The organism is Streptomyces sp. 891-h, assembly GCF_022760275.1.
GTDB lineage: Bacteria > Actinomycetota > Actinomycetes > Streptomycetales > Streptomycetaceae > Streptomyces > Streptomyces spirodelae.
This window is the reverse complement of record NZ_CP050693.1, coordinates 6,225,541-6,247,837: the sequence shown is the minus strand read 5'-3', so window position 1 is coordinate 6,247,837 and position 22,297 is coordinate 6,225,541. Positions and strand designations below refer to the sequence as shown.

The following is a 22,297-nucleotide window of genomic DNA, read 5'->3' as shown; positions in this document are numbered from 1 at the left end:
TCCGCCACGGCCCGGCGCCCTGCCGTGCGCCGCCGGGCCGTCAGCCGGTGTAGTCGTCCAGATAGCGCTCGACGCGAGCCACATGCGACCGCACCCGTGCCGGGACGCCCCCGGCCTCGATGACCGTACGGGAGCTGGTGCGGTACCCGGCGGCCATCAGCGCGGGCAGGTTCTCGCGCATGCCCTCCTTCTTGTACTGCTGGTCGAGCCAGCATACGAAGTCGGACATGGCCGAGATCGCGTCGGCCGGTGACATATAGCTCTTCCTGCCGTCGCGGTCGCCGTCCCTGGCCCAGCCCTTGAAGACGGACGGGGTCCACATCGCGATGCCGTACTCGTCGGTTGCGGGCCGTCTGGCGTCGGCGTCGAAGCCGCTCTCCGCCTTCAGCATGGCGGCGAGGAGGGCGGGGGTGACCTCCTGCTCGGCGCACTGCAGCGCCGCCCTGGTGATGACCGGCCGCAGCTTGTGGGGCACGTCGGAGTCCGCGGGGATGGCGCCGGAGACGGACGGTGAGGCGCTGGGTGCTCCCCCGCCCTGGGAGGTGCCCCGGTCGTCCTCGGCCTGGAGCAGGACGGTGCCGACGGCCACGAGCGGAACGGTGACGGCGGCGGCGGCGAGGGCGGTCAGGCGCCGCCCGCGGCCCGTACGCAGCCGGCCGAGGACGCGCGGGCGCGGCCTGCCGGTGCGCTCCAGTTCCCGGACCCGGGCGGCGAGTCGTCCGGCGTCGAGCGCAGCGCGTGAGGTGTGGTCGGGCGCCAGGCAGTCGGAGATCAGCTCTCGCCAGTGCTGCGGGAGGCCGTTGTCCAGCCGGAGCTCGGCGTTGCCGCGCGCGTAGGCCTGGGCGCCCAGCGCGCGGGCCCGCGGGGTGCTGCCGGGGAAGGGGTGCAGTCCGCCGGTGAGCACCTGGTGGGCCAGGACCCCGAACGCCCAGATGTCCGCGGTGGGCCGCACCACGCTGCGGCCGCCCTCGCGGTCGGACCACCACTCGGGCGGTACGTGGTCGAGGGAGCCGAGCGGCGGCACATAGGCGTGGGTGCCGTCCAGTTCGGCGGTGAGTCCGAAGTCGCCCAGCCACACCTCACCGTCGCGGGACAGCAGGACGTTGCCGGGCTTGAGGTCGCCGTGCACCCAGCCGCGTGCGTGGATGTGCGCGAGCCCCGCGCTGACACCGGCGAGAACGCGGGCGGCGTCCGGCAGCGGCGCGCGCCCCTCGCGGGCACGCGCCGTCAGCCGTTCCTGGAGGCTGGTCTCGGCCCGGTCCATGACCAGCACGGTGACGCCGTCCAGCTCGGGGCGGTCGGCGTCGTTGACGGTGCGGGCCTCGCGGGTGCGCACCACGTTGGGGTGCCGGGTCTCCAGGCTGAAGCGGACCTCGCGCCGCACCAGTTGGGCCATGGACTCGCGCTGTCCCGGCGGCAGCAGGTGGGTCGGCAGGAATTTGACCGCGGCCCGGGTGCCGTCCGCTGTCCCGCGCGCCGCGTAGACGACGCCCCAGCTCCCCCTGCCGATCGGTCCGGTCAGCTCCCAGTCCCCCACCCGGTAGCCGACGGGCAGGTCGAGTCGGCCGGCCGGGTCGCCGTCAGTCATGCGCGCTGCTCTTGCTCCGGCCGGGCCGCGCGGGGCGCAGCAGCGTGAGGTGCTCTTCGCGTACGAGGTCGAAGCGGAGGGCGAGGGCGACGAGTTCGGCGCGCTTGTGGTGGGGCCCCGTGGCGCGTTCCCCGTCGTTGCGCAGCCGCAGCTTCACCGTCGCCAGGTACTCGATGTGGTAGTTGACGGCGGAACGCGTCAGGTCCTGGCAGCCCTCCACGGCGCGCAGCCGGTCGAGGATCTCGCTGACGCCGGGGACGGCCCCGCTGGAGGGGTCGCGCAGCCGCGGCTCGCACAGGGCGAGCAGCACCATGAAGTACTTGGCCGTGTGGTCGAGTGTGAACGGACTCTGGGTCGGCTCCCCCGACCGCACCACGCCCAGGCCGCCGTCCAGGTACATGTGCTCGGGCGCGAAGACCTTGAAGTGGACCTCGCCGTCGCGGGAGGGCAGCACGACGCGGGAGAACTCGAACGGTACCGGCGCGCCCAGCCTGCCGGGCGCGACCTTGATGTGCTCCCCCGCGCCCTCCATGTTCTCCACCACGTAGGTGACGTTCCCGCTGTAGTTGGACAGCCGCCAGTAGTCCTCCGCCGCGGTGATCTGGCCGGCCCGCCGGGAGACGCCCGGGTCGGGCAGGGGGACCTGCACCGGGCTGTCGGGGCCGCCCCTGCCGAAGTCCGCCGTCTCGCCTGGGCCCAGGTGCAGCAGACGCGGCCGCTCGGTGAACTCGCCGGTGTGGTCGTCCTGTTGTTCCGGCAGCTGAACGATGACCGTGTCCAAGATCTGCCTCCCCCTTCGGCCGCGGGCATCCTATATCGGCCCTGACATCTGTCAGGGACCACGCTGAACGCTCACCTGCCAGTGTGGAAGGTTTTCCGCCGCGGCCCCCCGCTCGTCACCCTTCAGGGTTACTCACCACTCGGCGAACGATCCGTCCGGGTGACGCCACACCGGGTTGTGCCAGCTCGCGGCATTGCCGTCGGCCTCGCGCACGGCCTTCTCGTCCACGGTCACCCCCAGCCCCGGCCCGGTGGGGCGGAGCAGATACCCGTCGTGGAAGCGGAAGACCTCGCGGTCCACCACGTAGTCCAGCAGCTCGGCCCCGGCGTTGTAGTGGATGCCGATGGACTGTTCCTGGATCAGGAAGTTCGGGGTGCAGAAGGCCAGCTGGAGGCCGGCAGCCAGGGCCAGCGGGCCGAGCGGGCAGTGCGGGGCGAGCGCCACGTCCCACACCTCGGCGAGCGAGGCGATCCGCCGTACCTCGGACAGGCCACCCGCGTGCGAGAGGTCCGGCTGGAGGACGGCGACCCCGGCGCGGAGCGCGGGCAGCACCTCGGTACGGGAGAAGAGGCGCTCCCCCGTGGCGATCGGCACCGTGGTCGCGGCGGTCACCCGGTCCAGCAGATGGGTGTACTCGGGCAGTACGGGCTCCTCCGCGAACATCGGTCCGTACGGTTCCAGCACGGCCAGTGCCCGGACGGCCCCCGCCGCGGAGAAGCGGCCGTGGAAGTCGACGGCGAAGTCCCGGTCGGGGCCCAGCACTTCGCGGGCCGCTTCGGCGCGCGCCGCCAGCGCGTCGAGAGCCGCCGGGGTGGGCAGCCGGTCGGTGCGCCCGGAGGCGTTCATCTTGACGGCGGTGAAGCCGGCCGCCACCTGCGCCGCCACCTGCTCGCGTACCTCGGCCGGCTCGTCGCCGCCCACCCAGCCGTAGGCGCGCGCCCTCTCGCGCACCGGCCCGCCGAGGAGCTGGTGCACGGGCGCGCCGTACGCCTTTCCCGCCAGGTCCCACAGGGCCTGGTCGAGGCCCGCGACGGCCGAGGAGAGAACGGGTCCGCCACGGTAGAAGGAGCCCTTGGTCATCACCTGCCAGTGGTCCTCGATGCGCAGCGGGTCGGCGCCGAGCAGGAACTGCTCGGCGAGTTCGGCAACGGCGGTGCGCACGGTCCGGGCCCGGCCCTCGACCACGGGCTCGCCCCAGCCGACGAGCCCGCTGTCGGTCTCGATCCGGCACAGCAGCCAGCGCGGCGGTACGGCGAAGGTCTCCACCCTGGTGATCCTCAAGTGCGTCTCCTCCTGCTACTCCTTGACGCTTCCCTCGGTCAGCCCGGTGCGCCAGTAGCGCTGGAGGACGAGCATGGCGACGGCGAGCGGGATGACGGAGACGAACGCGCCTCCGACGGTGTACTGGGTCAGTTCCGGCGCCCGGTCGGCGGCCTCCTTCCAGGTGACCAGGCCGAGAGTGATCGGGTACTTGCGGTCGTCGGAGAGCATCGCCAGGGGCAGGAAGTAGTTGTTCCAGATGTGCACGAACTGGAACAGGAAGACGGTCACCAGCGCCGGGGTCATCAGCCGCAGCACGAGGGTGAAGAAGATCCGCTCCTCCCGCGCGCCGTCCACCCGGGCGGCCTCCAGCAGATTGTCGGAGATCGCGGACTCGGCGTAGATCCGGCACAGATAGACGCCGAAGGGGCTGACGACGCTGGGGATGAGAACGCTCCAGTAGGTGTTGGTCAGCCCCAGTTTGTTGAACATCAAGTAGAGCGGCAGCGCCAGCGCCGTCGACGGCAGCAGGACACCCGCCAGCACGCACCTGAAGACGGCCTCCCGGCCCCGGAAGCGGTACTTGGCCAGGGCGAACCCCGCTGCGGCCGACAGCAGCGTGGCCAGCACCGCCCCCACGCCCGCGTACAGCAGGGAGTTGAGCACCCAGCGGGGGTAGATGTGGCCGTTGTAGGTGAAGACCTGGGTCAGGTTGTGCCACAGCCGCGGGTTGTCGAACCACAGCCCGAAGCTGCCGTAGAGGTCCGCGTTCGACTTCGTGGCGGCGACGGTCAGCCAGTAGACGGGCAGCAGGAAGTAGCAGGCGGCCAGCGCGAGGAACGCGACGAGCAGAATCCGGCCCGGACGCGGTCCCCCGCCCGGCGGGGAGGCTGTCATCGGTCGTCCTTCCGCTTGCGGTTGACCAGACTGAGGAACGTGAAGGACAGCACCATCGCCACGGCGGCCAGCAGCACCGACTTCGCGGCTGCCAGATAGACGTTGGCGTTGCCGAAGGCGTCGAAGTAGGCGCTGAGGTTGGGTGTGTAGTCGCTGGTCACCGCGGGTGCCAGTCTCTTGAGCACCAGTGGCTCCGCGAACAGCTGCATGGTGCCGATGATCGAGAAGACGCAGGTGAGGACCAGGGCAGGACGCACCAGCGGCACTTTGATCCGCAGCGCCGTCTGCCACGGGCCGGCTCCGTCGATCCTCGCCGCCTCGTAGAGTTCCTGCGGGACCGACTTGAGCTGGGCGACGATGACCAGCATGTTGTAGCCGGTGAACTCCCACACCACGATGTTCGCGATGGACCACAGGACGTTGTCGTAGCCGAGGAAGTCCGGCTGGACATCCAGCTTGCCCAGCAGATCGGTGACCGGGCTGATCCCCGGCACGTACAGAAACCCCCACAGCAGGGTGGCGATGACGCCGGGGACGCCGTACGGCAGGAAGTAGGTGGCCCGCAGCAGCCCGGCCCAGCGGTCCTTCACCTGGTCGAGCAGGAGGGCGAGGACGAGCGCCAGCAGCAGCATCACCGGCACCTGGACGGCACCGAACAGCAGCACGCGGCCGAAGCTCTCCAGGAAAGCCGTCTGCTCCAGCGCCAGCGCGTAGTTGTCCAGCCCGGCGAAGACCACCGACGGCTCGCCGAGGCCCAGCGGACCGGAGCGTTCGACCTTCAGCAGGCTCTGGTAGACCGCGTAGCCGATCGGCAGGATCATCGCGAACAGATAGACGGCGAGGAACGGTGCGAGGAACGTCCACGCCTTGCGGTCGGGCCGGGCGCTGCGCCGGCGGCGGGCGGGTCCGGCTGCGCCGCGACCGGCGGGTCGCGCTCGGGTGGCAGGCGCGCCGGTGGGAGGCGCTCCGGTGGGACGCGGTGGCTCGGTCTCGGGGCCGGAGGTCGTCATCGGGCGCTCCTCGCATCCAGGCCCTTGGCCTGGAGGTCGTCGACGAACATGCCCTGCGCGTCGGCGAGCGCCTGCCGGAGGGTGCCGTGACCGGCGACGGCGCGGCCGATGTTGTCCTGGATGTGGGCGTAGGACTGGGTGGTGGTGGGCGCGAAGCGCCAGCTGGTGTCCACGTTCCGGTCCGAGGTCCGGAAGACCTCGTTGTAGACCTGGCCGCCGAAGAACGGGTCGGGCTTGTCCAGCGGGGAGCCCGCCAGCTCCAGCTCGGCCGAGGGCCAGCCGTATCCGGCGGCCACCAGCAGCTCGATGCTCCCGGGGTCGGTGTTGAGCCAGTGGGCGAACTTCAACGCCTCCGCCGGGTGCCGGGTGCCCTGCAGGATCGCGGTCGCCGAGCCGCCCCAGTTCGCCGAGGCGTGCTCGCCCCGCTCCCACTGGGGCAGCTCGGCGACCCGCCACTTGCCCTTGGTGCCGGGTGCGTTGCCGCGCAGGAGGGCGTCCTGCCACTGGGCGCCGAGCCAGCCGGCGAGCTGTCCGGTCTGCAGGCCCTTGAAGAAGGAGCTCTGCGAGTCCTGGAGGGGAGCGACGAGCTTGTCGCGGACCATCCCGTCCCAGAAGTCGGCGACCTGGCGCGTCTTCTCGTCGGTCAGGTCCACGATCCAGGTGTCGCCCTCGGTGCGCACCCAGTGAGCACCGCGCTGCCAGGGGAACGAGGCGAACCACTGGGCGTTGACGGGCGGGAACGCGGTGACGAACGAGTCACCGCCGCTCAGCTTCTTGATCCTTTTTGCGGCCTGCCGGAACTCGTCCCAGGTGCGGGGCGCCTCCAGATCCCACTTGTCGTACAGGTCGGCGCGGTAGAAGAACCCCATGGGTCCCGAGCCCTGCGGGATGGCGTACGTCCGGCCCGCGAAGACGCCCTGCTGCCACTGCCAGTCGACATAGTGCTTCTTGAGCCGGTCGGCGCCGTACGCGGTGAGGTCGGTCAGGCCGCGTACCAGCATGAACTCCGGCAGCGCGTAGTACTCCACCTGCGCCAGGTCGGGCGGGTCGCCTGCCTTGAGTGAGGCGTGCATCTTCTGATACCCGCCGGAGGTGTTGGCCGGGACCGTCTGCACGGTGACGTGGATATCCGGGTGCAGCTTGTTCCACAGGGCGACGGCCTTCTGCAAGGGGACCCAGGTCCAGAAGGCGAGGTTCACCCTCTCGCCGGGTGCGCGGTGTGCTTGGCGCGTCATCCGGGCGGCGCCCGCCTGTTCGCCGCAGGCCGCTAGCGCGGGGCTTGCGGCCGCTGCAGCTGTGGCCGCCAGGAGTGTTCTTCGGGTTGGCATCCGACCTCCTTGTCGGAGAGGCTCAATTTCTTTCCGCCGCGACCCGTTGTGTGAGGGGAGTCGGCCGACTGCGGGTGCGTTATGGCTGGTCGCGCCGTTCCCCGCGCCCCTTACGGGGCGCCACCTCTTCCAGTACGGCCACGCCGCGCGGCGGCAGGGTGAGAGTGGTGGCGGGCTCAGCGGAGGTGAGCAGGTTCCGCATGGGGTGCGGCAGAGCCGGCGTCGCCGGGGTGGAGCCGTGGTTGAGGAGGAACAGGAAGCGGCCGTCCGCTCCCTCGCGCCTGGTGGCCTGGACGCCTGGTGGCAGGCCGGGCAGTACGGGGGCCGCGCCGGATTCCTCGCGTACCCGGTCCATGAGGGTGCGCATCAGTCCAGGTTCCGGGCGGGTGCCCGCGTACCAGGCCACGCCGGCGCCGAAGGGGTGCCGGGTCAGTGCCGGGCGCCCGGCGAGTTCGCCGTCCCCGAACGTGGCAACGGCCTGGGCCCCTTCCAGGTCGATGGCCTCCGACCACAGGTCGGCCCTCCCGCTCAGCTCGCCGCGCAGGGACACCTCGGCGCCCTCCGCCAGCGGCCAGAACTCCTCGACGCGCAGCCCCAGCACCTCGCGCAGCGGCGCCGGGTAGCCGCCTGGGTGGAGGCGGTCGTACTCGTCGGCGATGCCGGTGAAGTACGACACGAACAGGTGGCCGCCGTCGCGTACGTAGGCCGTGAGCCGTTCGGCTGTCTGTTCGCTCATCAGATAGAGATTGGGGACGACCAGCAGCCGGTAGCGGTCCAGTTCCCGGTCGGGCGGCAGGATGTCGCAGAAGACTCCGGCCTCGAACAGCGGCGCGTAGTGGCGCAGCAGCGTCTCGCGGTGGCTGAGGGCCGAGGAGGGGTGAGAGCTCTGCTCCAGCGCCCACCAGCTGTTCCAGTCGGCCAGCAGTGCGACTTCGGCCGTGCAGCGGGTGCCGGCGAGCTGCCCCACCGTGGCCAGTTCCTGACCGAGCGCACTGACCTCCCGGAAGATCCGGGTGTCCGTCCCGGCGTGCGGCACCATCGCGGAGTGGAACTTCTCGGCGCCGCCCCGGGACTGGCGCCATTGGAAGAAGAGCACCGCGTCCGCGCCCTGGGCGACCGCCTGCCAGCTCCACAGCCGCATCGCTCCGGGCGGCTTGGGGCTGTTGCGTGCCCGCCAGTTGACGGCGCCCGGTGCCTGTTCCATCAGCATCCAGGGCGCTCCGTCCCCGGCGCAGCGTGTCACGTCGAAGGCGGCTGCCGCGTCGATGTGCGTACGGAGGTCGTAGGGCTCGTGGTAGTAGTCCAGCGCAGTGACGTCCTCGTAGGCGGCCCAGCGGAACGGGTCGACCGGCTTGTGGTGCGGCATGTGGTTGGTGGTCACGGGCACGTCGGGGGTGATACGGCGCAGCACCTCGCGCTCGGCCAGACAGCACCGCAGCAGCGCGTCGTCGCTGAAGCGGGCGTAGTCCATCTGCTGGGTGGGGTTGGGGTGGGTCGGCGTGCTGCGCGGCGGCAGGATCTGCTCGAAGTCGCCGTAACGCTGTGACCAGAACGTGGTGGACCAGGCGGAGTTGAGGGCTTCGACGGTGCCGTAGCGCTCGCGCAGCCAGCGGCGGAAGTCCTCGGCCGAAACGTCGCAGTAGCAGACCGGGTTGCTGCAGCCGTACTCGTTGCCGATGTGCCACAGGGCCAGGGCCGGGTGTCCGGCGTAGCGGGTGGCGAGCTGTTCGACGAGGCGGACGGCGTACCGACGGTAGACCGGGCTGGAGGGGCAGTAGTGCTGCCGGGAGCCGGGCCACCTGCGGACGCCCTCGGCGGTCACCGGCAGGATCTCGGGGTGCTGCCGGCTGAGCCAGGGCGGCGGTGAGGCGGTCATGGTCGCGAGGCAGACCTGGATACCCGCGTCGGCGAGGCCCGCCATGACGCGGTCGAACCAGTCGAAGTCGTAGGAGCCGGACCGCTGTTCGACCAGACCCCAGGAGAAGATCCCTGCGGTGACCATGGTGACCCCGACTTCCCTCATCAGCCGGAGGTCCTCGGCCCACACCTCCTCGGGCCAGTGCTCGGGGTTGTAGTCGCCGCCGAAGTGCAGACGGTTGGGCTCGAAGGCAGGGATACCGGTGCGGGTTGTCGGATGGTGGTCGGCTGCCGTCATAGTGTCGCGCCCCCTGCGAGAAGTCGGGTGCCGGGCGGAGCGGAGGACCGTGATGACGCCGGACCGTACAAGAACTCGTTATTTATGAATAGTTCCTTGACGGCCATCCGTCCGGGATCGTGGACTGGAACCGCGGGTGTACGGGGACGCAACGGGAGGTCGGATGGCGGGGTACGCGCCACGGGGTGTGCACGGACAGACCGTGGAGGCCCTCGCCCACCGGGTGCTCAGCGGCACCCTCCGCGAGGGCGCCACCCTCGACCTCGGGGCGCTCCGTGCCGAGTTGGGCGTCAGCCTCACCGCGCTGCGCGAGTCCCTGAAGGTGCTGGCTGCCAAGGGCATGGTCGACGCCAGGCAGAAGCGCGGCACTTTCATCAGGCCGCGTACCGACTGGAACCTGCTGGACGCGGACGTGCTGCGCTGGCAGTTCCAGTCCGCCACCGCCGCGTCCGAGGCCGCCCCTCCCCTGCTGCGGGACCTGGACGAAGTGCGGGGCATCGTGGAACCGGCCGCGGTGCGGCTCGCGGCCGTGCGCCGTACCGAAGCCGATCTGGTCGCGCTGGAGCAGGCGCTGGCCGCGATGTGCGAGGCCGCCGACGGGGCGCCCGAGGCGGTCGAGGCGGACCTCGCCTTCCACCGGGCGCTGCTGGCCGCCTCGCACAACGAGCTGCTCGAGCGGATGGAGATGGTCATCTCCTCCGCGCTGGCCGCGCGGGACCGGCTCGTCCACGGTCCTGGGCACCACCCGCTCGATCCGGTGCCCAGCCATCGGGCGGTCCTGGACGCGGTGCGCGCCGGAGAGGCGGACGCCGCGGAGGCTGCGATGCGCGGGTTGCTGGCGCAGGCCGCGGAGGACGTGGCGCTGCTGCGGGAGGGGACGCCTGACGGGTAGAGGGTGCCCCTGTGCGTTTGTTCGCGGGCTGCGGGTTCATTGTGGTCGCTCGCGCAGTTCCCCGCGCCCCTTCGGGGCACGGCTCACAGTTCGAACGGCTCCAGGTGGCGGGGGTCGATGACGCGGGTGCCGGGGCCGACCGCCTCGCGGAGCCGGTCGACCGCCCCGCGGTTCACGCTGTCGTGAACCGCGGGATCGTCCAGTGGCGTCACCATGTCGTCGTGGTGGCTCGGCACGACGACGCGGGGCCGGCCGAGGGCTTTGACGGCGCGGGCGAAGTAGTCGTGCACGGCCGCGTGCCCGCTGGCGCCCAGCACCAGGACGTCCGGGGTGGCGCCGGAGACCTCGCGCGCGGCGAAGTTGGCCGTACCGCTCAGGAACATCACGCACAGCCGGTCGCCCACCGTCACCTGGTAGCCCAGCGTGCCGCCCTCCACCAGGTCGCCCAGCGTCCGGGGCCGGGCGGGCGGTGCGGTCAGGGTGCCGTACGGGTCGAAGCCGTAGCCGCCGACCTGGCTGTGCAGGCTGCGCACCACCTCGACGGTGTAGTCGGGGCGTGTGCGTTTACCGGACGGCTGGAGCGGATGGCGCAGCACCTCGCCGCCGGAGACCGGCACGGGCCGGTGAGCACGCCCCTTGCCGGGGACGCCCATGGCCTTCAGCAGGTGCAGATGCGTCTCGGTGCCCAGCACGTTGATCTCCGCTTTCCGCCAGGACGGATGGTCCAGGAGGTAGGGCACATCCGCGATGTGGTCCCAGTGGCCGTGGGTCAGCAGCAGGAACTCGGGAGCGCCGGTGAGGTGTTCACCGAGCACCTGGTCGATGATGCGCTGATCGACCTCCAGCTTCCTGGTCATGTCGGCGTTGCCCGCGGAGTCCGTGAAGCGCTGCCGGGTCAGATACGGGTCGACCAGCAGCCGGTGCCCGTCGAACGTCAGCTCCCAGCCCGCGACCCCGAGCCAGCGCAGCCGGACGCCGCTGCGCCCCCGGGCGCCGCTGCCGCGTGCGGGGCTTTCCTCGCGCGCCGCCGCCGGGGCGGTCGCGGCCGCTCCCGTGACACCGGCGGCCCCGGCGGCGACGCCGGTCCGCAGCACGCTGCGACGGCTCGGTCTGCTGTGCGCTGCTGCGGGCTGCTGAGTGGACATGGCGGTACTCCTTCATCTGGTGCGGTTTCGACTGCTGTTCGTGTCCGGGCCCGGGGAAGGGAGTCAAGCCGCAGCCGCCGCCCGGTGTCGAATACGCTCTCGACCGTGTGCCGATTCGCTCGGCGTATCACCGCAGACCATGGGGGGCGCATGCTGACGGAGCGGCACCTGGAAATCTTCGTCGCGCTCGCGGAGGAGGGGCACTTCGGCGACGCCGCACAGCGCGTGGGCATCACCCAGCCGCCGCTCTCGCAGGCGCTGCGGCGGCTGGAGGCGCTGCTGGGTGTGCGGCTGTTCGACCGGGAGCGCGGGGTCTCCCTCACCGAGGAGGGCGCGCTGCTGCTGCCGCACGCCCGCCGGGCGCTCCTGGCGCTGACGGAACTGCGGGAGACCGGTGCGCGGGAGCACACCGACGGGCAGCGCCTGCGGCTCGGCCTGCCACCCGAACTGCCGCCGCCGCTGGGCGCGTCCGTCGCCGCCGCGCCCGTCCGCGCCGGTGTCCGCGGCCGGGTGTCGGTGCTGACGGCTCCCACGGCAGCGCTGCTGACGGACGTGTCCGCCGGCCGCCTCGACCTGGCCGTCGTCCGCCACCCCGCGGTGCTCCACGGTCTGGCAGCGGGTCCGGTGACGCTGCTGCCGACCTGGCTGCTGAGCCCGGACGGCGCTGACATCCGTCCGGGAGGGCGGGCGGACGGAGCACGGGCCGCGCGCCCGCTGCCGTACGCCGTCCGTCCGCGCGCCGAGGCGCCCGCGGCGCACGACCTGTTCCTGGACACCCTCGCGGGACGCGGGCGCCGGGTGGAGACGGTGGTGATCTCGGACGAACGGGCCGGGCTGGCCCTCGTCGCCGCCGGTCAGGCCGTACTCGTCACGGCCGACGAGACGCTCACGGCCGACGGCGTCACCCGGCAGCCCACCAGCGACCCGGAGCTGCCACTGCGGCTTCGGGTGGTGTGGGACGCCCGGCGGTCGGCCACCGGGCAGGCGGGCGAGGCAGCCGAAGGCCTGATCGGCGCGCTGGCGGCGGCCGGCCGCACGGCCCGGGCGGGAGCCCGGTGAGCGCGGCGGCGCCCGGCGGGGCGATCGCGCGCAAGCTGCGGGAGATGTTCGACGACGCGGGGGTGCGCGGCTGGCTCCACGTGGCCGAACTGCGCAGGCCCGCGGCGCGGATCACCGTGGACGCGGACGAGGCGGTGCTGATGGGCTCGGTCTACAAGGTGCCGCTGATGGTGGCCTACTGCCGCCAGGTGGACGCGGGCACGCTCGACCCCCGGCACCGGGTCACCCTGCCGCCCGGGGACCGGCTACCGGGCCCCACCGGCATCTCGCTGCTCCAGGACGAGGTGTCGATGTCCCTGCGGGATCTGGTCGTGATGATGATGAGCGTCTCCGACAACGCGGCCGCCGACGCGGTCCTCCGCCACGTCGGGAGTCGGGCGGTCGAGGCCACCTGCCGGTCGCTCGGGCTGCTCCGTACCCGGATCGGCGGCGGGGCCGCGGACACTTTGCGGCGGCTGGTGGCCGAGACCGGCGCGGAGTCGGTGGACGCGGCGATGGCCCGGATCGCCGACAACGACCGGGCGGTGCCGCCCGGCGTCTACGACCCCGCGTGGGCGACCTCCACCACGCCCGCCGAGATGGCGCACCTGCTGCGCGCCATCTGGCTGGACGAGGCGGCCTCCCCGGACAGTTGCGCCTTCATGCGCCGCACGATGGGCCTGCAGCCCTGGCAGCACAGGCTCGCTTCCGGTTTCCCGTACGACGACGTTGCGGTGTACGGGAAGACCGGGACGTTCGGCGCCATGCGGCATGAGGCCGGGGTCGTTCAGCTGGCCGACGGCCGGCTCTACACGGCCGTCGTCTTCACCCAGGCCGCCCGCGCCGACCGGCGGCTGCCGCGGGCCGACGCGGTCGTCGGCGAGGCGGCCCGCGCCGCGGTCGAGCATCTGCGAGGCGCCGAGTAACGGCGGGGCGCGCGGGGCACCCCCGGCCGGAACGTCAGCGGGTGAGCGGCAGTTCGCGCAGCGCGTGCGAGCGGAAGGAGGTCTGCCAGCGCAGTTCGTCGGGTTCGACTGCCGGCCGCAGCGACGGAAAGCGGTCGCGGTCCAGCAGCGTCTCCAGCGCCAGCCCGATCTCCATCCGCGCCAGCGGAGCGCCCAGGCAGTAGTGCATGCCCTGCCCGAAGGCCAGATGCGCGCCACCGGCCGGGCGGCGGATGTCCAGCCGGTCCGGCGCCTCGTAGCGCTCCGGGTCGCGATTGGCGGAGGCCAGGCAGAACAGCACCGTGTCACCGGCCGGGATACGCACCCCGCCGTACTCCACCGGCTCGGTGGGGAACCGGCGGATCGCCGTCAGGTTCGGGTGTGCGTACCGCATCAGTTCCTCGACCGCTTCCGGCAGCAGCGAGGGGTCGCCGCGCAGCGCCTCGAGCTGCCTCGGGTGCCGCAGCAGGGCGAGGATGCCCGCGCTCAGCAGATGCTGGACGTTCTCGATGCCGGCGCCCAGGACGAGGAAGGCCAGGGAGCACAGTTCGTCCTCGGAGAGCCGGTCGCCCTCGTCGCGGGCCGCGACGAGCGCGGAGAGGAGGTCGTCTCCGGGTGCGCTCCTGCGCTCGGCCACCAGCCGGCGCAGGAAGTCGTGCATGGCGCCGATCGCCTCGCCCACCTGCTGCGGGCTCTCCATCGCGAGCATCGTGGTCACCCAGGAGGCGAACGGCTGCCGGTCGGCCTCGGGTACCGCGAGCAGGTCGCCGACGACGGTCAGCGGCAGCGGCGTGGTGAATTCCCGTACCAGGTCGGCTGCTTCGCCGTTGTCCAGCCTGCGGGCCAGACCGTCGGCGAGCCGGTCGGCGACCGCCTGGATACCGGCGCGCATCGCCTCGGCACGCCGGGGGGTGAAGCCCTGCGCGACGAGCCGCCGCAGCCGTATGTGGTCGTCGTGGTCGAGGTTGAGCAGGTTCGCGTCCAGCGCGGGCGGCAGCGAGAAGCCCTGGTAACCACCGTTGGAGTGGGCCTTGTTGACGGACAGCCGGGCGTCGGCCAGACCGGCGCGCACATCCTGGTCCCGCGTCACGAGCCAGACGGCCGACCCGTCGGGCAACGCGACCTGATGCACCGCGCCCTCGTCGCGCAGTTTGTTGCAGACCGCGTGCGGCATGGCGCGGAACGACTCGTCGAAGGGCTGCGGCAGTGCCGTCATCTCTCGTCTCCGTCAGTCTGTGAGCCGGCTCGTAACTGGCGCGAACGTGCTGGCGCACAGGCTAGAACCCCGCCTCCCGGTCCCGGACGACACCCCTGGGCCGGGGGCTGCGCGAGCCGCCCTCAGCTCTCCGGTGGCGCGGCGGGCGGATCGAGCAGTTTCCCCGCCACCTCGGTCAGGTCCGCTCCGACGACGTGCGGCCCCGCGAACATGTCGCCGTGCCGGCCCTCCAACCGGGCGCACCAGCCGGCCAGGCATCCGGCGCGTACCGCACCGTGGCAGTCCCAGGCGTGCACCGCCACCACGGCTGTCGCGGCGGGCGGCGCGCCCAGCCGTTCGGCCGTCGCGTGGTAGACGGCCGGTGCGGGTTTCCAGGCGCCCGCCTGGGCCGCGGTGACGACATGACCGACGTACGGGGCGAGGCCGTTGCGCTCCAGGAACGCGCGGGTGACGGCCGCGTCGCCGACCGTCAGACAGCCCACCGTCACGCCCGCCTCGTGCAGCCGGCGTACGGCCGGCAGCGCGTCCTCGTACGAGGGCAGCCCGGGGAAACCGTCCAGTACGTGGGCGATCTGGTCGTCGGAGGCGGACTGGCCGCTCTCCACCTGAAGCGCCTGCCGGGCCGCGAGGAGGAAGTCGGCGCTGTCCCCGCTGAGCGCGAGCGCCATGCAGTCGCGCTGAACTCGCAGGAACCAGGGGTGGAGCGCCGCCGGCGGCTGCCCGATCTCCTCGAAGCGGTCCGCAAGCGGGTCGAGCCGCATCAGCGTCTCCAGTACATCGAACGCGACGGCTCGTGGGCGTTGGAACGGCGCTGCCATACTCGTCTCACCTCCGGTCGGCCGGAACCACCCGGGTACCCGGCATGGGGGGTTGCGAGGCGAGGACTCCGACAGAGCAGCGGTTTCAGGCCGCGGCACGCGGCGGCTTGGCAGGAGCCTCCTCGTCGCGTTCCTCCTCGATCTCCTCCCGTACCCGGCGGCACGCCGCCGCCAGCAGGCGGGAGACGTGCATCTGGGAGACGCCCAGCCGACGGGCTATCTGCGACTGGGTGAGCTCGCGGAAGAAGCGCAGGTAGAGCAGGCGCTGCTCCCGCTCGGGGAGCCGGCACAGACAGGACCGGACGGCTTCGCGGTCGACCACGTGGTCGTAGCCGTTCTCGTCGGAGCTGAGGGTGTCCATCAGACAGATGGCTCCGTCACCCGTGCCGTCCCCTCCCCCGCCTGCCTCGGAGGAGACGGGCGCGTCCAGGGAGAGGGAGTTGAAGCACTGGAGGGCTTCCATGCCGGTGAGGGTTTCCTCCTCGGAGAGACCACTGTGCGCTGCCAGTTCGGCGACGGTGGGTGACCGTCCCGAGGAGGTCAGCTCCAGTTCCCGCATGCTCGCGCGGACGCGGTTGCGCAGGTCCTGTACGCGGCGGGGGACGTGGATCTCCCACATGTTGTCCCGGAAGTGCCGCTTGAGCTCGCCGTAGATCGTGGGGATGGCGAAGGTCTCGAAGGCGTTGCCCCGGGCCGGGTCGTAGCGCTCGACCGATTTGACCAGCGCGAGCGCGGCGACCTGCTCCAGGTCCTCCAGTGACTCGCCGCGGTTGCGGAATTTGCGCGCCAGCCGGTGTGCCATCGGCAGCCAGGCCGTGACCACGCAGTCCTGGAGCCGCTGCCGCTCGGGGCAGCCTTCGGGCAGCTTCACCAACTCGGCGAAGTCGGCTGCGGTATCGGGTGCGTCGTGGTGGGTACGCCGAGGGGCGTGGGACGCGGTGGTGGTCCCCTCCGTGGCGTCCGCGGCGCTTGCAGCGTCCACGGTTGCTCCGTCCACGGTTTCCGTGTCGTCCACGGTCTCCGTGTCGTCCGTGGCGCCTGGGGCGTCCGCGGCGCCAGGGGCGTCCGTGCCCTCGGTCGGAATGGCGGGGATGGTGCCGTTCTCGGTGGTGCGGAACCGCGTGGTGGTGTTCATGGGCTGCTCACTCCACGTCTCACATGGGTGCCGTGTAAGACAGGCGAGAAGCGATCCCCCAGTCCGCTTCCGGACAGGATTCACAAGAGGTGCCGCCGGGTCCCCAGCGGCCCGATTTCACCGTGACACAAACCACGCCACGCGGCATCTTCGCAGGTCATGCCCGTTTGCAGGGGGTGAGCGGGTAGCCGACCCACCGTAGTCGCCCGGCCGGGGCGGCGTTTGCCACTGATCGGGAACGGGCACCCGGGCCCTCTGCGCGGCGGCCTCCCACAGCCGCCGCCGCTGCGATGTGTGGTGGCCGCGGAGGAGGAACGCGATGAGGGTCCGACCAGGGGCGCCGTGCTGGGTCAGTCTGACGACTCACGACCGGAAGGCCACCGAGGCGTTCTACGGCGGCGTGCTCGGCTGGTCCTTCGAGGACGGCGCCCTGGCGCCGGAGTTCCGGGTCGCCACCGCGGCGGGCCGGCCGGTGGGCGGGGTCAACGAGGCCGCAGCGGCGCGCGGACTGCCGGCGCGGTGGACGGCGTTCTTCCTGGTCGAGGACGCGGACAGGGCGGCAGAGCTGATGGCCGAGCGCGGTGGCACGGTGGCTGTCGGCCCGCTGGAGACGGGCAGCGGCCGTACGGTGCTGGGCGCCGATCCGTGCGGAGCGGCGTTCGGCCTGTGGCAGGGCGAGGCCCCCGCCGAGTGGGGCGCGGGCGCCGGTTCCGCTCCCGTGGAGCTGTGTCTGCGCACCTGCGACACGGGCGCCATGGAGGCGTTCTACAGCACGGTGCTGGGATGGCCCGGGAACGGGGACGGGGACGGGGACCGGTGGCCGGATGTCCGGCTGCGGGGCGGGGCGCGGCCCGGGGACGCCGATCCGGGCGCCTGTCCCCGGTGGGAGATCGCGTTCCGGGTGGCGGACCCGGGAGGGATCGTCCCGGCGGCCGTCCACTCCGGCGGGGCGGTCGGCTCGGCGCCGGAGGAGGTCGCCGAGGGGCGCCGGGTCACGCTGTACGACCCGCACGGGGCACTGTTCACCGTCGTCGGGGCGTGAGGCCCCAGACGGCGGCCTGAGAGCCCCGGGCGGCGGCGTGCGACCCCCTGGGCAGCGGACAGCTCCCGGGCGCGTGAGGCGCCCAGAAGGGCTGCTCGTGGGACCGTCGCGCAGGCCCGCTGCCGCAGGCCGCTACTGCAGGCCGACGAGGTAGCCCACGAAGAAGACGAGCATGGCCGCGACGACGAGCCCGATCAGGATGAGCGGCACCGTGCTCCAGCCCTTGGTCGGGTTGTGCGTCTCACGCGGGCCGGCCTCGGACAGACCGCCCTCGCCGGGCGGCGTCTCACCGGGCGGGACCTGGCCGCCCTTCTCCAGGCCGGTGGTCTGCTCCGGGTCAGGATCAGGATTGGCGTACCTCATGCCTTCCGGGTGGACCCCGACGCACCCTCGTACACCTGGGTCACCGAAGCTAGACTGTTCGGAGCTTCGATCGATTGTTGATATCTCGAACAGGAGGGGCCATGGGACGGCTCGTGCCCGCTGTGACCCGGGCGCTCGACATTCTGGAGCTGTTCCTGGAAGGGGACGGCACACTCTCGGCACCCGACATCGTGCGCAAGCTGCGCCTGCCCAGGACCACGGTGCACGAGCTGGTCGGCACCCTGGCCGCCCGCTCCTACCTCGTGCCCGTCCCGGGCAGGGCCGGCCACTACCGGCTGGGAGTGCGCGCCTACCAGCTCGGCAGCCGCTACGCCGAGCAGCTCGACCTCGCGGCCGAAGGGCAGCAGGTGGCCCGCTCGGTGGCCGAGACCTGCGAGGAGACGGTACACGTGGCGATCCTGGAGGACACCGACGTCATCTATGTCGCGAAGGTGGACTCCACCCAGGCCGTGCGCATGGTCTCGGCCGCCGGCCGGCGGCTGCCCGCGCACTGCACGGCGGTCGGCAAGATGCTGCTCGCCTCGCTGCCCGACGGCGAGCTCGCCGCACGGCTGCCCGACAGTGCCGAGCTGCCGGCCATGACGCCCAACAGCATCACCGACGTGGCCAGGCTGCGCGAGGAGCTGGCCAGGACAGCCGAGCGCGGGTTCGCCGTCGAGGAGAGCGAGTCCAACCCCGACGTCAGCTGTGTGGCGGCGCCCGTACGGGACCGCTCGGGCCGGGTGGTGGCGGCCCTGTCCATCTCCGTACCGTTGATCCGGTGGAGCGAGGAACGCCGCGCCGAGCTGGCGGAGTTGGCGCGGCGCGGCGCCGGACGGCTGTCCGAACGACTGGGTCACAGGGGGCTGTGATGAGGGTGGAGACGGCACTGCGCGCGTCCGCCGAGCTGGGCGAGGGACCGACCTGGGACACCGCGGCCGGACGGCTGATCTGGGTGGACATCCTCGCCTCCCGGGTCCACACCTTCGGCCCTTCGACGGGCCACCGCACGCTGATGAGCACCGAGCAGCACGTGGGCGCCGCCAAGCCGCGCGCGGGTGGCGGAGTCGTCGTCAATCTGCGCGACGGTGTCGGGCTGTACGACGCGGACGGCCGCTTCTCCTGGCTGCGGCGCGCCCCGGTGCCGGGCCGCCGCGGCAACGACGCGGCGGTCGCTCCCGACGGCGCGCTGTGGGCGGGGACCATGCGCTACGACGAGGAGGCCTCAGGCGGCGACCTCGTCCGGTACGCGTCGGACGGTACGGCGACCACCGTCCTCGACGACGTCACCGTCTCCAACGGCACCGGCTGGAGCCCGGACGGTACGCGGATGTACTACGTCGACACTCCTACGCGGCGCATCGATGTCTTCGACGTCCGCGACGACGGGTCGGCCACCGGCCGCAGGCCCCTGGCTCAGGTCGAGGAAGGCGCCGGCTTCCCGGACGGGCTGACCGTGGACGCGGACGGCTGCGTGTGGGTGGCCCTGTGGGACGGCGGCGCCGTCCGCCGCTACACCCCCGAAGGGGCGCTGGACCGGGTGGTGGACCTCCCCGTCCGGCGCCCCACGGCGTGCGCCTTCGGCGGCACCGACCTGAGCGACCTCTACGTCACCTCGGCCCGCGTCGGCCTTGCGGCCCCCACCCCCCAGGACGGCTCCCTCCTGGTGGTGTCGGACGCCGGCACAGGGCTGGCGCAGCCGCCCTTCGCGGGGTGAGGCCGCGCCCCAAAGGGGCGCGGGGAACGGCGCGCTCAGCCACGAGGCACCCGCACCCCGCAACGCACAACCAGGGGCAGCCCCTTCCCGGGTTTCGCCGGGAAGGGGCTGCCCCCTCACGCGAGAGAACCGCCGGTCAGCGGCCGGCTTTCCGCTTGTTCCAGACGTCGAACCCGACCGCCGCCAGCAACACCAGCCCCTTGATGACCTGCTGGTAGTCGGTGCCGATGCCCACCAACGACATACCGTTGTTGAGAACACCCAGCACGAGGCCGCCGATGACGGCACCCATCACGGTGCCGACGCCACCACTCATGGAGGCGCCGCCGATGAAGGAGGCGGCGATGGCCTCCAGCTCGAAGTTGAGGCCCGCCTGCGGGGTGCCCGCGTTGAGCCGCGCGGCGTAGACACAGCCGGCCAGCGCCGCAAGCACGCCCATGTTGACGAAGACCAGGAAGGTGACGCGCTGGTCCTTGACGCCGGACAGCTTGGCAGCCGCCTTGTTGCCGCCGAGCGCGTAGACGTGCCGGCCGACCACCGCGTTGCGCATCACATAGCCGAGGCCGAGCAGGAGTCCGGTCATCACCAGCATGACGACGGGCACGCCGTGGAAGCTGGCCAGCGTCAGGGTGAAGGCGACGACGGCCGCGGTCAGCGCCACGCACTTGGCGACCCACAGCCCGGTGGGCAGCACCTCGAGCTCGTACGCCAGCTGCCGCTTGCGGTCGCGGCGCTCGCGCAGCAGCAGGAAGACGATGGCGACGAGGCCGATCACCAGCGTGGGGTTGTGGTACTGCGTGTAGGGGCCCATCTCGGGGATGAAGCCCTTGGCGAGGTTCTGGAAGCCGCTCGGGAAGGGCGAGAGGGACTGGCCCTCCAGCACGATCTGGGTCAGACCGCGGAAGAGCAGCATCCCGGCCAGCGTCACGATGAAGGACGGGATTCCGACGTAGGCGATGAAGAAGCCCTGCCACGCTCCGGCGACGGCGCCGATCAGCAGCGAGAGCGCCAGCGCCAGCACCCACGGCATATCGTGTTTGACCATCATCACGGCGGCCATCGCGCCGACGAAGGCCACCAGCGAGCCGACCGAGAGGTCGATATGGCCGGCGATGATGACGATCATCATGCCCATGGCCAGGATGAGGATGTAGCCGTTCTGCTGGATCAGATTGGAGACGTTGTTCGGCAGCAGCAGCGTGCCGTCCGTCCATATCTGGAACAGCACGATGATGAACACGAGCGCGGTGAGCATGCCGTACTGGCGCATATGGCCGCGCATGTTCTCCAGCAGCACGGCGCCCGCCGAGCGCGCGGCGGCCTGCACGGGGGGCGGCGCGTCCTCGGGTGGGGTGGGTGAGGAAGGCTTGGTCGTGGTGGTCATGGCGGGCCTCAGCTTCTGTTCCGGGTCATGTGGCGCATCAGGACTTCCTGGGTGGCGTCCGCACGGTCGATCTCTGCGGTGAGGCGGCCCTCGGCCATGGTGTAGATGCGGTCGCACATCCCCAGCAGCTCGGGGAGTTCGGAGGAGATGAAGAGCACGGCCTTCCCCTGCGCGGCGAGTTTGTCGATGACGGTGTAGATCTCGTACTTGGCACCCACGTCGATGCCCCGGGTCGGCTCGTCGAGGATGAGCACCTCGGGGTCGGCGTGGATCCACTTGCTGAGCACGACCTTCTGCTGGTTGCCGCCGGAGAGCCGGCCGGTCTGCTCGTGGACCGTGGGGGCCTTGATGTTCATGGACTTGCGGTAGCGCTCGGCGACGGAGCGCTCCTCGTGCTCGTCCACCAGGCCGTGCCGCGCCATCCCGCTCAGCGAGGCCAGCGAGACGTTGCGGTTGATGGTGTCGAGCAGGTTGAGCCCGTACTGCTTGCGGTCCTCGGTGACATAGGCGATACCGGCGTCGATCGCCGCCGGCACGGTCTTGGTGCGCACCTCACGGCCGCCGACCTGTACGGTTCCTGACTCGTAGCGCCCGTAGGAGCGGCCGAAGACGGACATGGCCAGCTCGGTGCGGCCGGCGCCCATCAGCCCGGCGATCCCTACGATCTCGCCCCTGCGCACCGTCAGCGAGGCGTCGTCGACGACCTTGCGCTGCTGGTCGACGGGGTGCCGCACCGTCCACCCGGATACTTCCAGCGCGGTGGTGTGCTCGCCCTCGTAGGGGGTGCGGTCGGGGAAGCGGTGGTCGAGGTCGCGGCCGACCATGCCGCGGATGATCCGGTCCTCCGACAGCTCGGGGGTGTCGCCGGGGTGTTCGCGCACGGTCAGCGTCTCGATGGTGCGGCCGTCGCGCAGGATGGTGAGGGAGTCGGCGATCCGGCGGACCTCGCCCAGCTTGTGGGAGATGACGATGCTGGCGATGCCCTGCTCGCGCAGCTCCAGGATGAGGTCCAGGAGGGTGGCGCTGTCCTCGTCGTTGAGCGCGGCCGTCGGCTCGTCCAGGATGAGCAGCTTCACCTCCTTCGACAGCGCCTTGGCGATCTCCACCAGCTGCTGCTTGCCGACGCCGATGTCGGCCACGGGGGTCTGCGGGTTCTCCCGCAGACCGACCCGCCGCAGCAGCTCGGTCGCCCGCCGCATGGTGGCGTTCCAGTCCACGAGGCCGCGGGCGCCGGAGCGCTGCTCGTTGCCGAGGAAGATGTTCTCGGCGATGGACAGGAACGGCACCAGCGCCAGCTCCTGGTGGATGATGACGATGCCGCGCTGCTCGCTGGCGCGGATGTCCTTGAAGGCGACCGGCTCGCCCTGGAAGAAGATCTCACCCTCGTAGCTGCCGTGCGGGTGGACGCCGCTGAGGACCTTCATCAGCGTCGACTTGCCCGCGCCGTTCTCACCGCAGACGGCGTGGATCTCACCGGGGCGCACCGTGAGGTTGACGTCGCTGAGCGCCTTGACGCCGGGGAAGGTCTTGGTGATGCCCCGCATCTCGAGGACCGGGCGCTCCTGCTCGGTGCGCTCGGCGCTG

20 protein-coding genes are annotated in these 22,297 nt (G+C 71.8%); 6 read left to right on the top strand and 14 right to left on the bottom strand.

Annotation, left to right across the window (positions count from 1 at the left end; translation table 11 throughout):
- Positions 1–40: 40 nt before the first annotated feature.
- From HC362_RS27475 to HC362_RS27445, 7 genes are all read right to left on the bottom strand, one after another.
- Positions 41–1,588: a serine/threonine-protein kinase gene (locus tag HC362_RS27475; protein ID WP_243086812.1), complete on the bottom strand. Its 1,548-nt coding sequence runs from the start codon at positions 1,586–1,588 to the stop codon at positions 41–43.
- Complete coding sequence (locus tag HC362_RS27470; protein WP_243086811.1) at positions 1,581–2,369, bottom strand: serine/threonine protein kinase; 789 nt, start codon at positions 2,367–2,369, stop codon at positions 1,581–1,583. The genes HC362_RS27475 and HC362_RS27470 overlap by 8 nt, the downstream gene beginning before the upstream one ends.
- A gap of 132 nt (positions 2,370–2,501) precedes the next feature.
- Complete coding sequence (gene dgoD, locus HC362_RS27465; protein WP_243086810.1) at positions 2,502–3,650, bottom strand: galactonate dehydratase; 1,149 nt, start codon at positions 3,648–3,650, stop codon at positions 2,502–2,504.
- 15 nt (positions 3,651–3,665) lie between these two features.
- Positions 3,666–4,526: a carbohydrate ABC transporter permease gene (locus HC362_RS27460; protein WP_243086809.1), complete on the bottom strand. Its 861-nt coding sequence runs from the start codon at positions 4,524–4,526 to the stop codon at positions 3,666–3,668.
- Positions 4,523–5,536 (bottom strand): sugar ABC transporter permease, encoded by a 1,014-nt coding sequence (locus HC362_RS27455; protein ID WP_243086808.1) that lies wholly within the window; start codon positions 5,534–5,536, stop codon positions 4,523–4,525. Before HC362_RS27455 ends, HC362_RS27460 begins: the two co-directional genes overlap by 4 nt.
- Positions 5,533–6,864 carry an extracellular solute-binding protein gene (locus HC362_RS27450; RefSeq protein WP_243086807.1) on the bottom strand — a complete coding sequence of 444 codons (1,332 nt, stop codon included), beginning with the start codon at positions 6,862–6,864 and terminating at the stop codon, positions 5,533–5,535. Before HC362_RS27450 ends, HC362_RS27455 begins: the two co-directional genes overlap by 4 nt.
- 79 nt (positions 6,865–6,943) lie before the next feature.
- A complete protein-coding gene (locus HC362_RS27445) occupies positions 6,944–9,019 on the bottom strand; it encodes a beta-galactosidase (RefSeq protein ID WP_243086806.1) in 2,076 nt (691 codons plus the stop codon).
- A gap of 163 nt (positions 9,020–9,182) precedes the next feature.
- Between HC362_RS27445 and HC362_RS27440 the strand changes: the two genes are divergently transcribed.
- Positions 9,183–9,911: an FCD domain-containing protein gene (locus HC362_RS27440; RefSeq protein WP_243086805.1), complete on the top strand. Its 729-nt coding sequence runs from the start codon at positions 9,183–9,185 to the stop codon at positions 9,909–9,911.
- An 83-nt stretch (positions 9,912–9,994) separates the two neighbouring features.
- Here HC362_RS27440 and HC362_RS27435 read toward each other — a convergent pair whose 3' ends face one another.
- The gene (locus HC362_RS27435; RefSeq protein ID WP_243086804.1) at positions 9,995–11,056 is read right to left on the bottom strand and encodes an MBL fold metallo-hydrolase; all 1,062 of its coding nucleotides are present in this window, start codon (positions 11,054–11,056) and stop codon (positions 9,995–9,997) included.
- A gap of 150 nt (positions 11,057–11,206) precedes the next feature.
- Here HC362_RS27435 and HC362_RS27430 point away from each other — a divergent pair, with 150 nt between their 5' ends.
- Together HC362_RS27430 and HC362_RS27425 are read left to right on the top strand one after the other, a co-directional pair.
- Positions 11,207–12,115 (top strand): LysR family transcriptional regulator, encoded by a 909-nt coding sequence (locus HC362_RS27430; protein ID WP_243086803.1) that lies wholly within the window; start codon positions 11,207–11,209, stop codon positions 12,113–12,115.
- A complete protein-coding gene (locus HC362_RS27425; RefSeq protein ID WP_243086802.1) occupies positions 12,112–13,020 on the top strand; it encodes a serine hydrolase in 909 nt (302 codons plus the stop codon). The genes HC362_RS27430 and HC362_RS27425 overlap by 4 nt, the downstream gene beginning before the upstream one ends.
- A 34-nt stretch (positions 13,021–13,054) precedes the next feature.
- Here the strand turns inward: HC362_RS27425 and HC362_RS27420 are convergent, their stop codons facing one another.
- The 3 genes from HC362_RS27420 to HC362_RS27410 all read right to left on the bottom strand — a co-directional run bounded on the left by HC362_RS27420 (position 13,055) and on the right by HC362_RS27410 (position 16,207).
- Positions 13,055–14,254 (bottom strand): cytochrome P450, encoded by a 1,200-nt coding sequence (locus HC362_RS27420; protein WP_243086801.1) that lies wholly within the window; start codon positions 14,252–14,254, stop codon positions 13,055–13,057.
- Between the two features lie 122 nt (positions 14,255–14,376).
- Positions 14,377–15,072: an HAD family hydrolase gene (locus HC362_RS27415; protein ID WP_243086800.1), complete on the bottom strand. Its 696-nt coding sequence runs from the start codon at positions 15,070–15,072 to the stop codon at positions 14,377–14,379.
- Between the two features lie 85 nt (positions 15,073–15,157).
- Positions 15,158–16,207 carry a SigB/SigF/SigG family RNA polymerase sigma factor gene (locus HC362_RS27410; RefSeq protein WP_243086799.1) on the bottom strand — a complete coding sequence of 350 codons (1,050 nt, stop codon included), beginning with the start codon at positions 16,205–16,207 and terminating at the stop codon, positions 15,158–15,160.
- 319 nt (positions 16,208–16,526) lie between these two features.
- Here HC362_RS27410 and HC362_RS27405 point away from each other — a divergent pair, with 319 nt between their 5' ends.
- Positions 16,527–17,249: a VOC family protein gene (locus HC362_RS27405; RefSeq protein ID WP_243086798.1), complete on the top strand. Its 723-nt coding sequence runs from the start codon at positions 16,527–16,529 to the stop codon at positions 17,247–17,249.
- 132 nt (positions 17,250–17,381) lie between these two features.
- Here HC362_RS27405 and HC362_RS27400 read toward each other — a convergent pair whose 3' ends face one another.
- Positions 17,382–17,612, bottom strand: coding sequence for a DUF6480 family protein (locus HC362_RS27400; RefSeq protein WP_243086797.1), 231 nt, complete (start codon positions 17,610–17,612; stop codon positions 17,382–17,384).
- Between the two features lie 101 nt (positions 17,613–17,713).
- On the opposite strand from HC362_RS27400, the gene HC362_RS27395 reads away from it, so the two are divergent.
- On the top strand, positions 17,714–18,484 hold the full coding sequence (locus HC362_RS27395; RefSeq protein ID WP_243086796.1) for an IclR family transcriptional regulator: 771 nt from the start codon (positions 17,714–17,716) through the stop codon (positions 18,482–18,484).
- The gene (locus HC362_RS27390) at positions 18,484–19,329 is read left to right on the top strand and encodes an SMP-30/gluconolactonase/LRE family protein (protein ID WP_243086795.1); all 846 of its coding nucleotides are present in this window, start codon (positions 18,484–18,486) and stop codon (positions 19,327–19,329) included. The genes HC362_RS27395 and HC362_RS27390 overlap by 1 nt, the downstream gene beginning before the upstream one ends.
- Positions 19,330–19,465: 136 nt before the next feature.
- On the opposite strand, the gene mmsB is transcribed toward HC362_RS27390, so the two are convergent.
- Together mmsB and mmsA are read right to left on the bottom strand one after the other, a co-directional pair.
- Positions 19,466–20,713: a multiple monosaccharide ABC transporter permease gene (mmsB, locus tag HC362_RS27385; RefSeq protein ID WP_279240142.1), complete on the bottom strand. Its 1,248-nt coding sequence runs from the start codon at positions 20,711–20,713 to the stop codon at positions 19,466–19,468.
- Positions 20,714–20,721: 8 nt separating this feature from the next.
- Positions 20,722–22,257: a multiple monosaccharide ABC transporter ATP-binding protein gene (gene mmsA, locus HC362_RS27380; protein ID WP_243088844.1), complete on the bottom strand. Its 1,536-nt coding sequence runs from the start codon at positions 22,255–22,257 to the stop codon at positions 20,722–20,724.
- Positions 22,258–22,297: the final 40 nt, after the last annotated feature.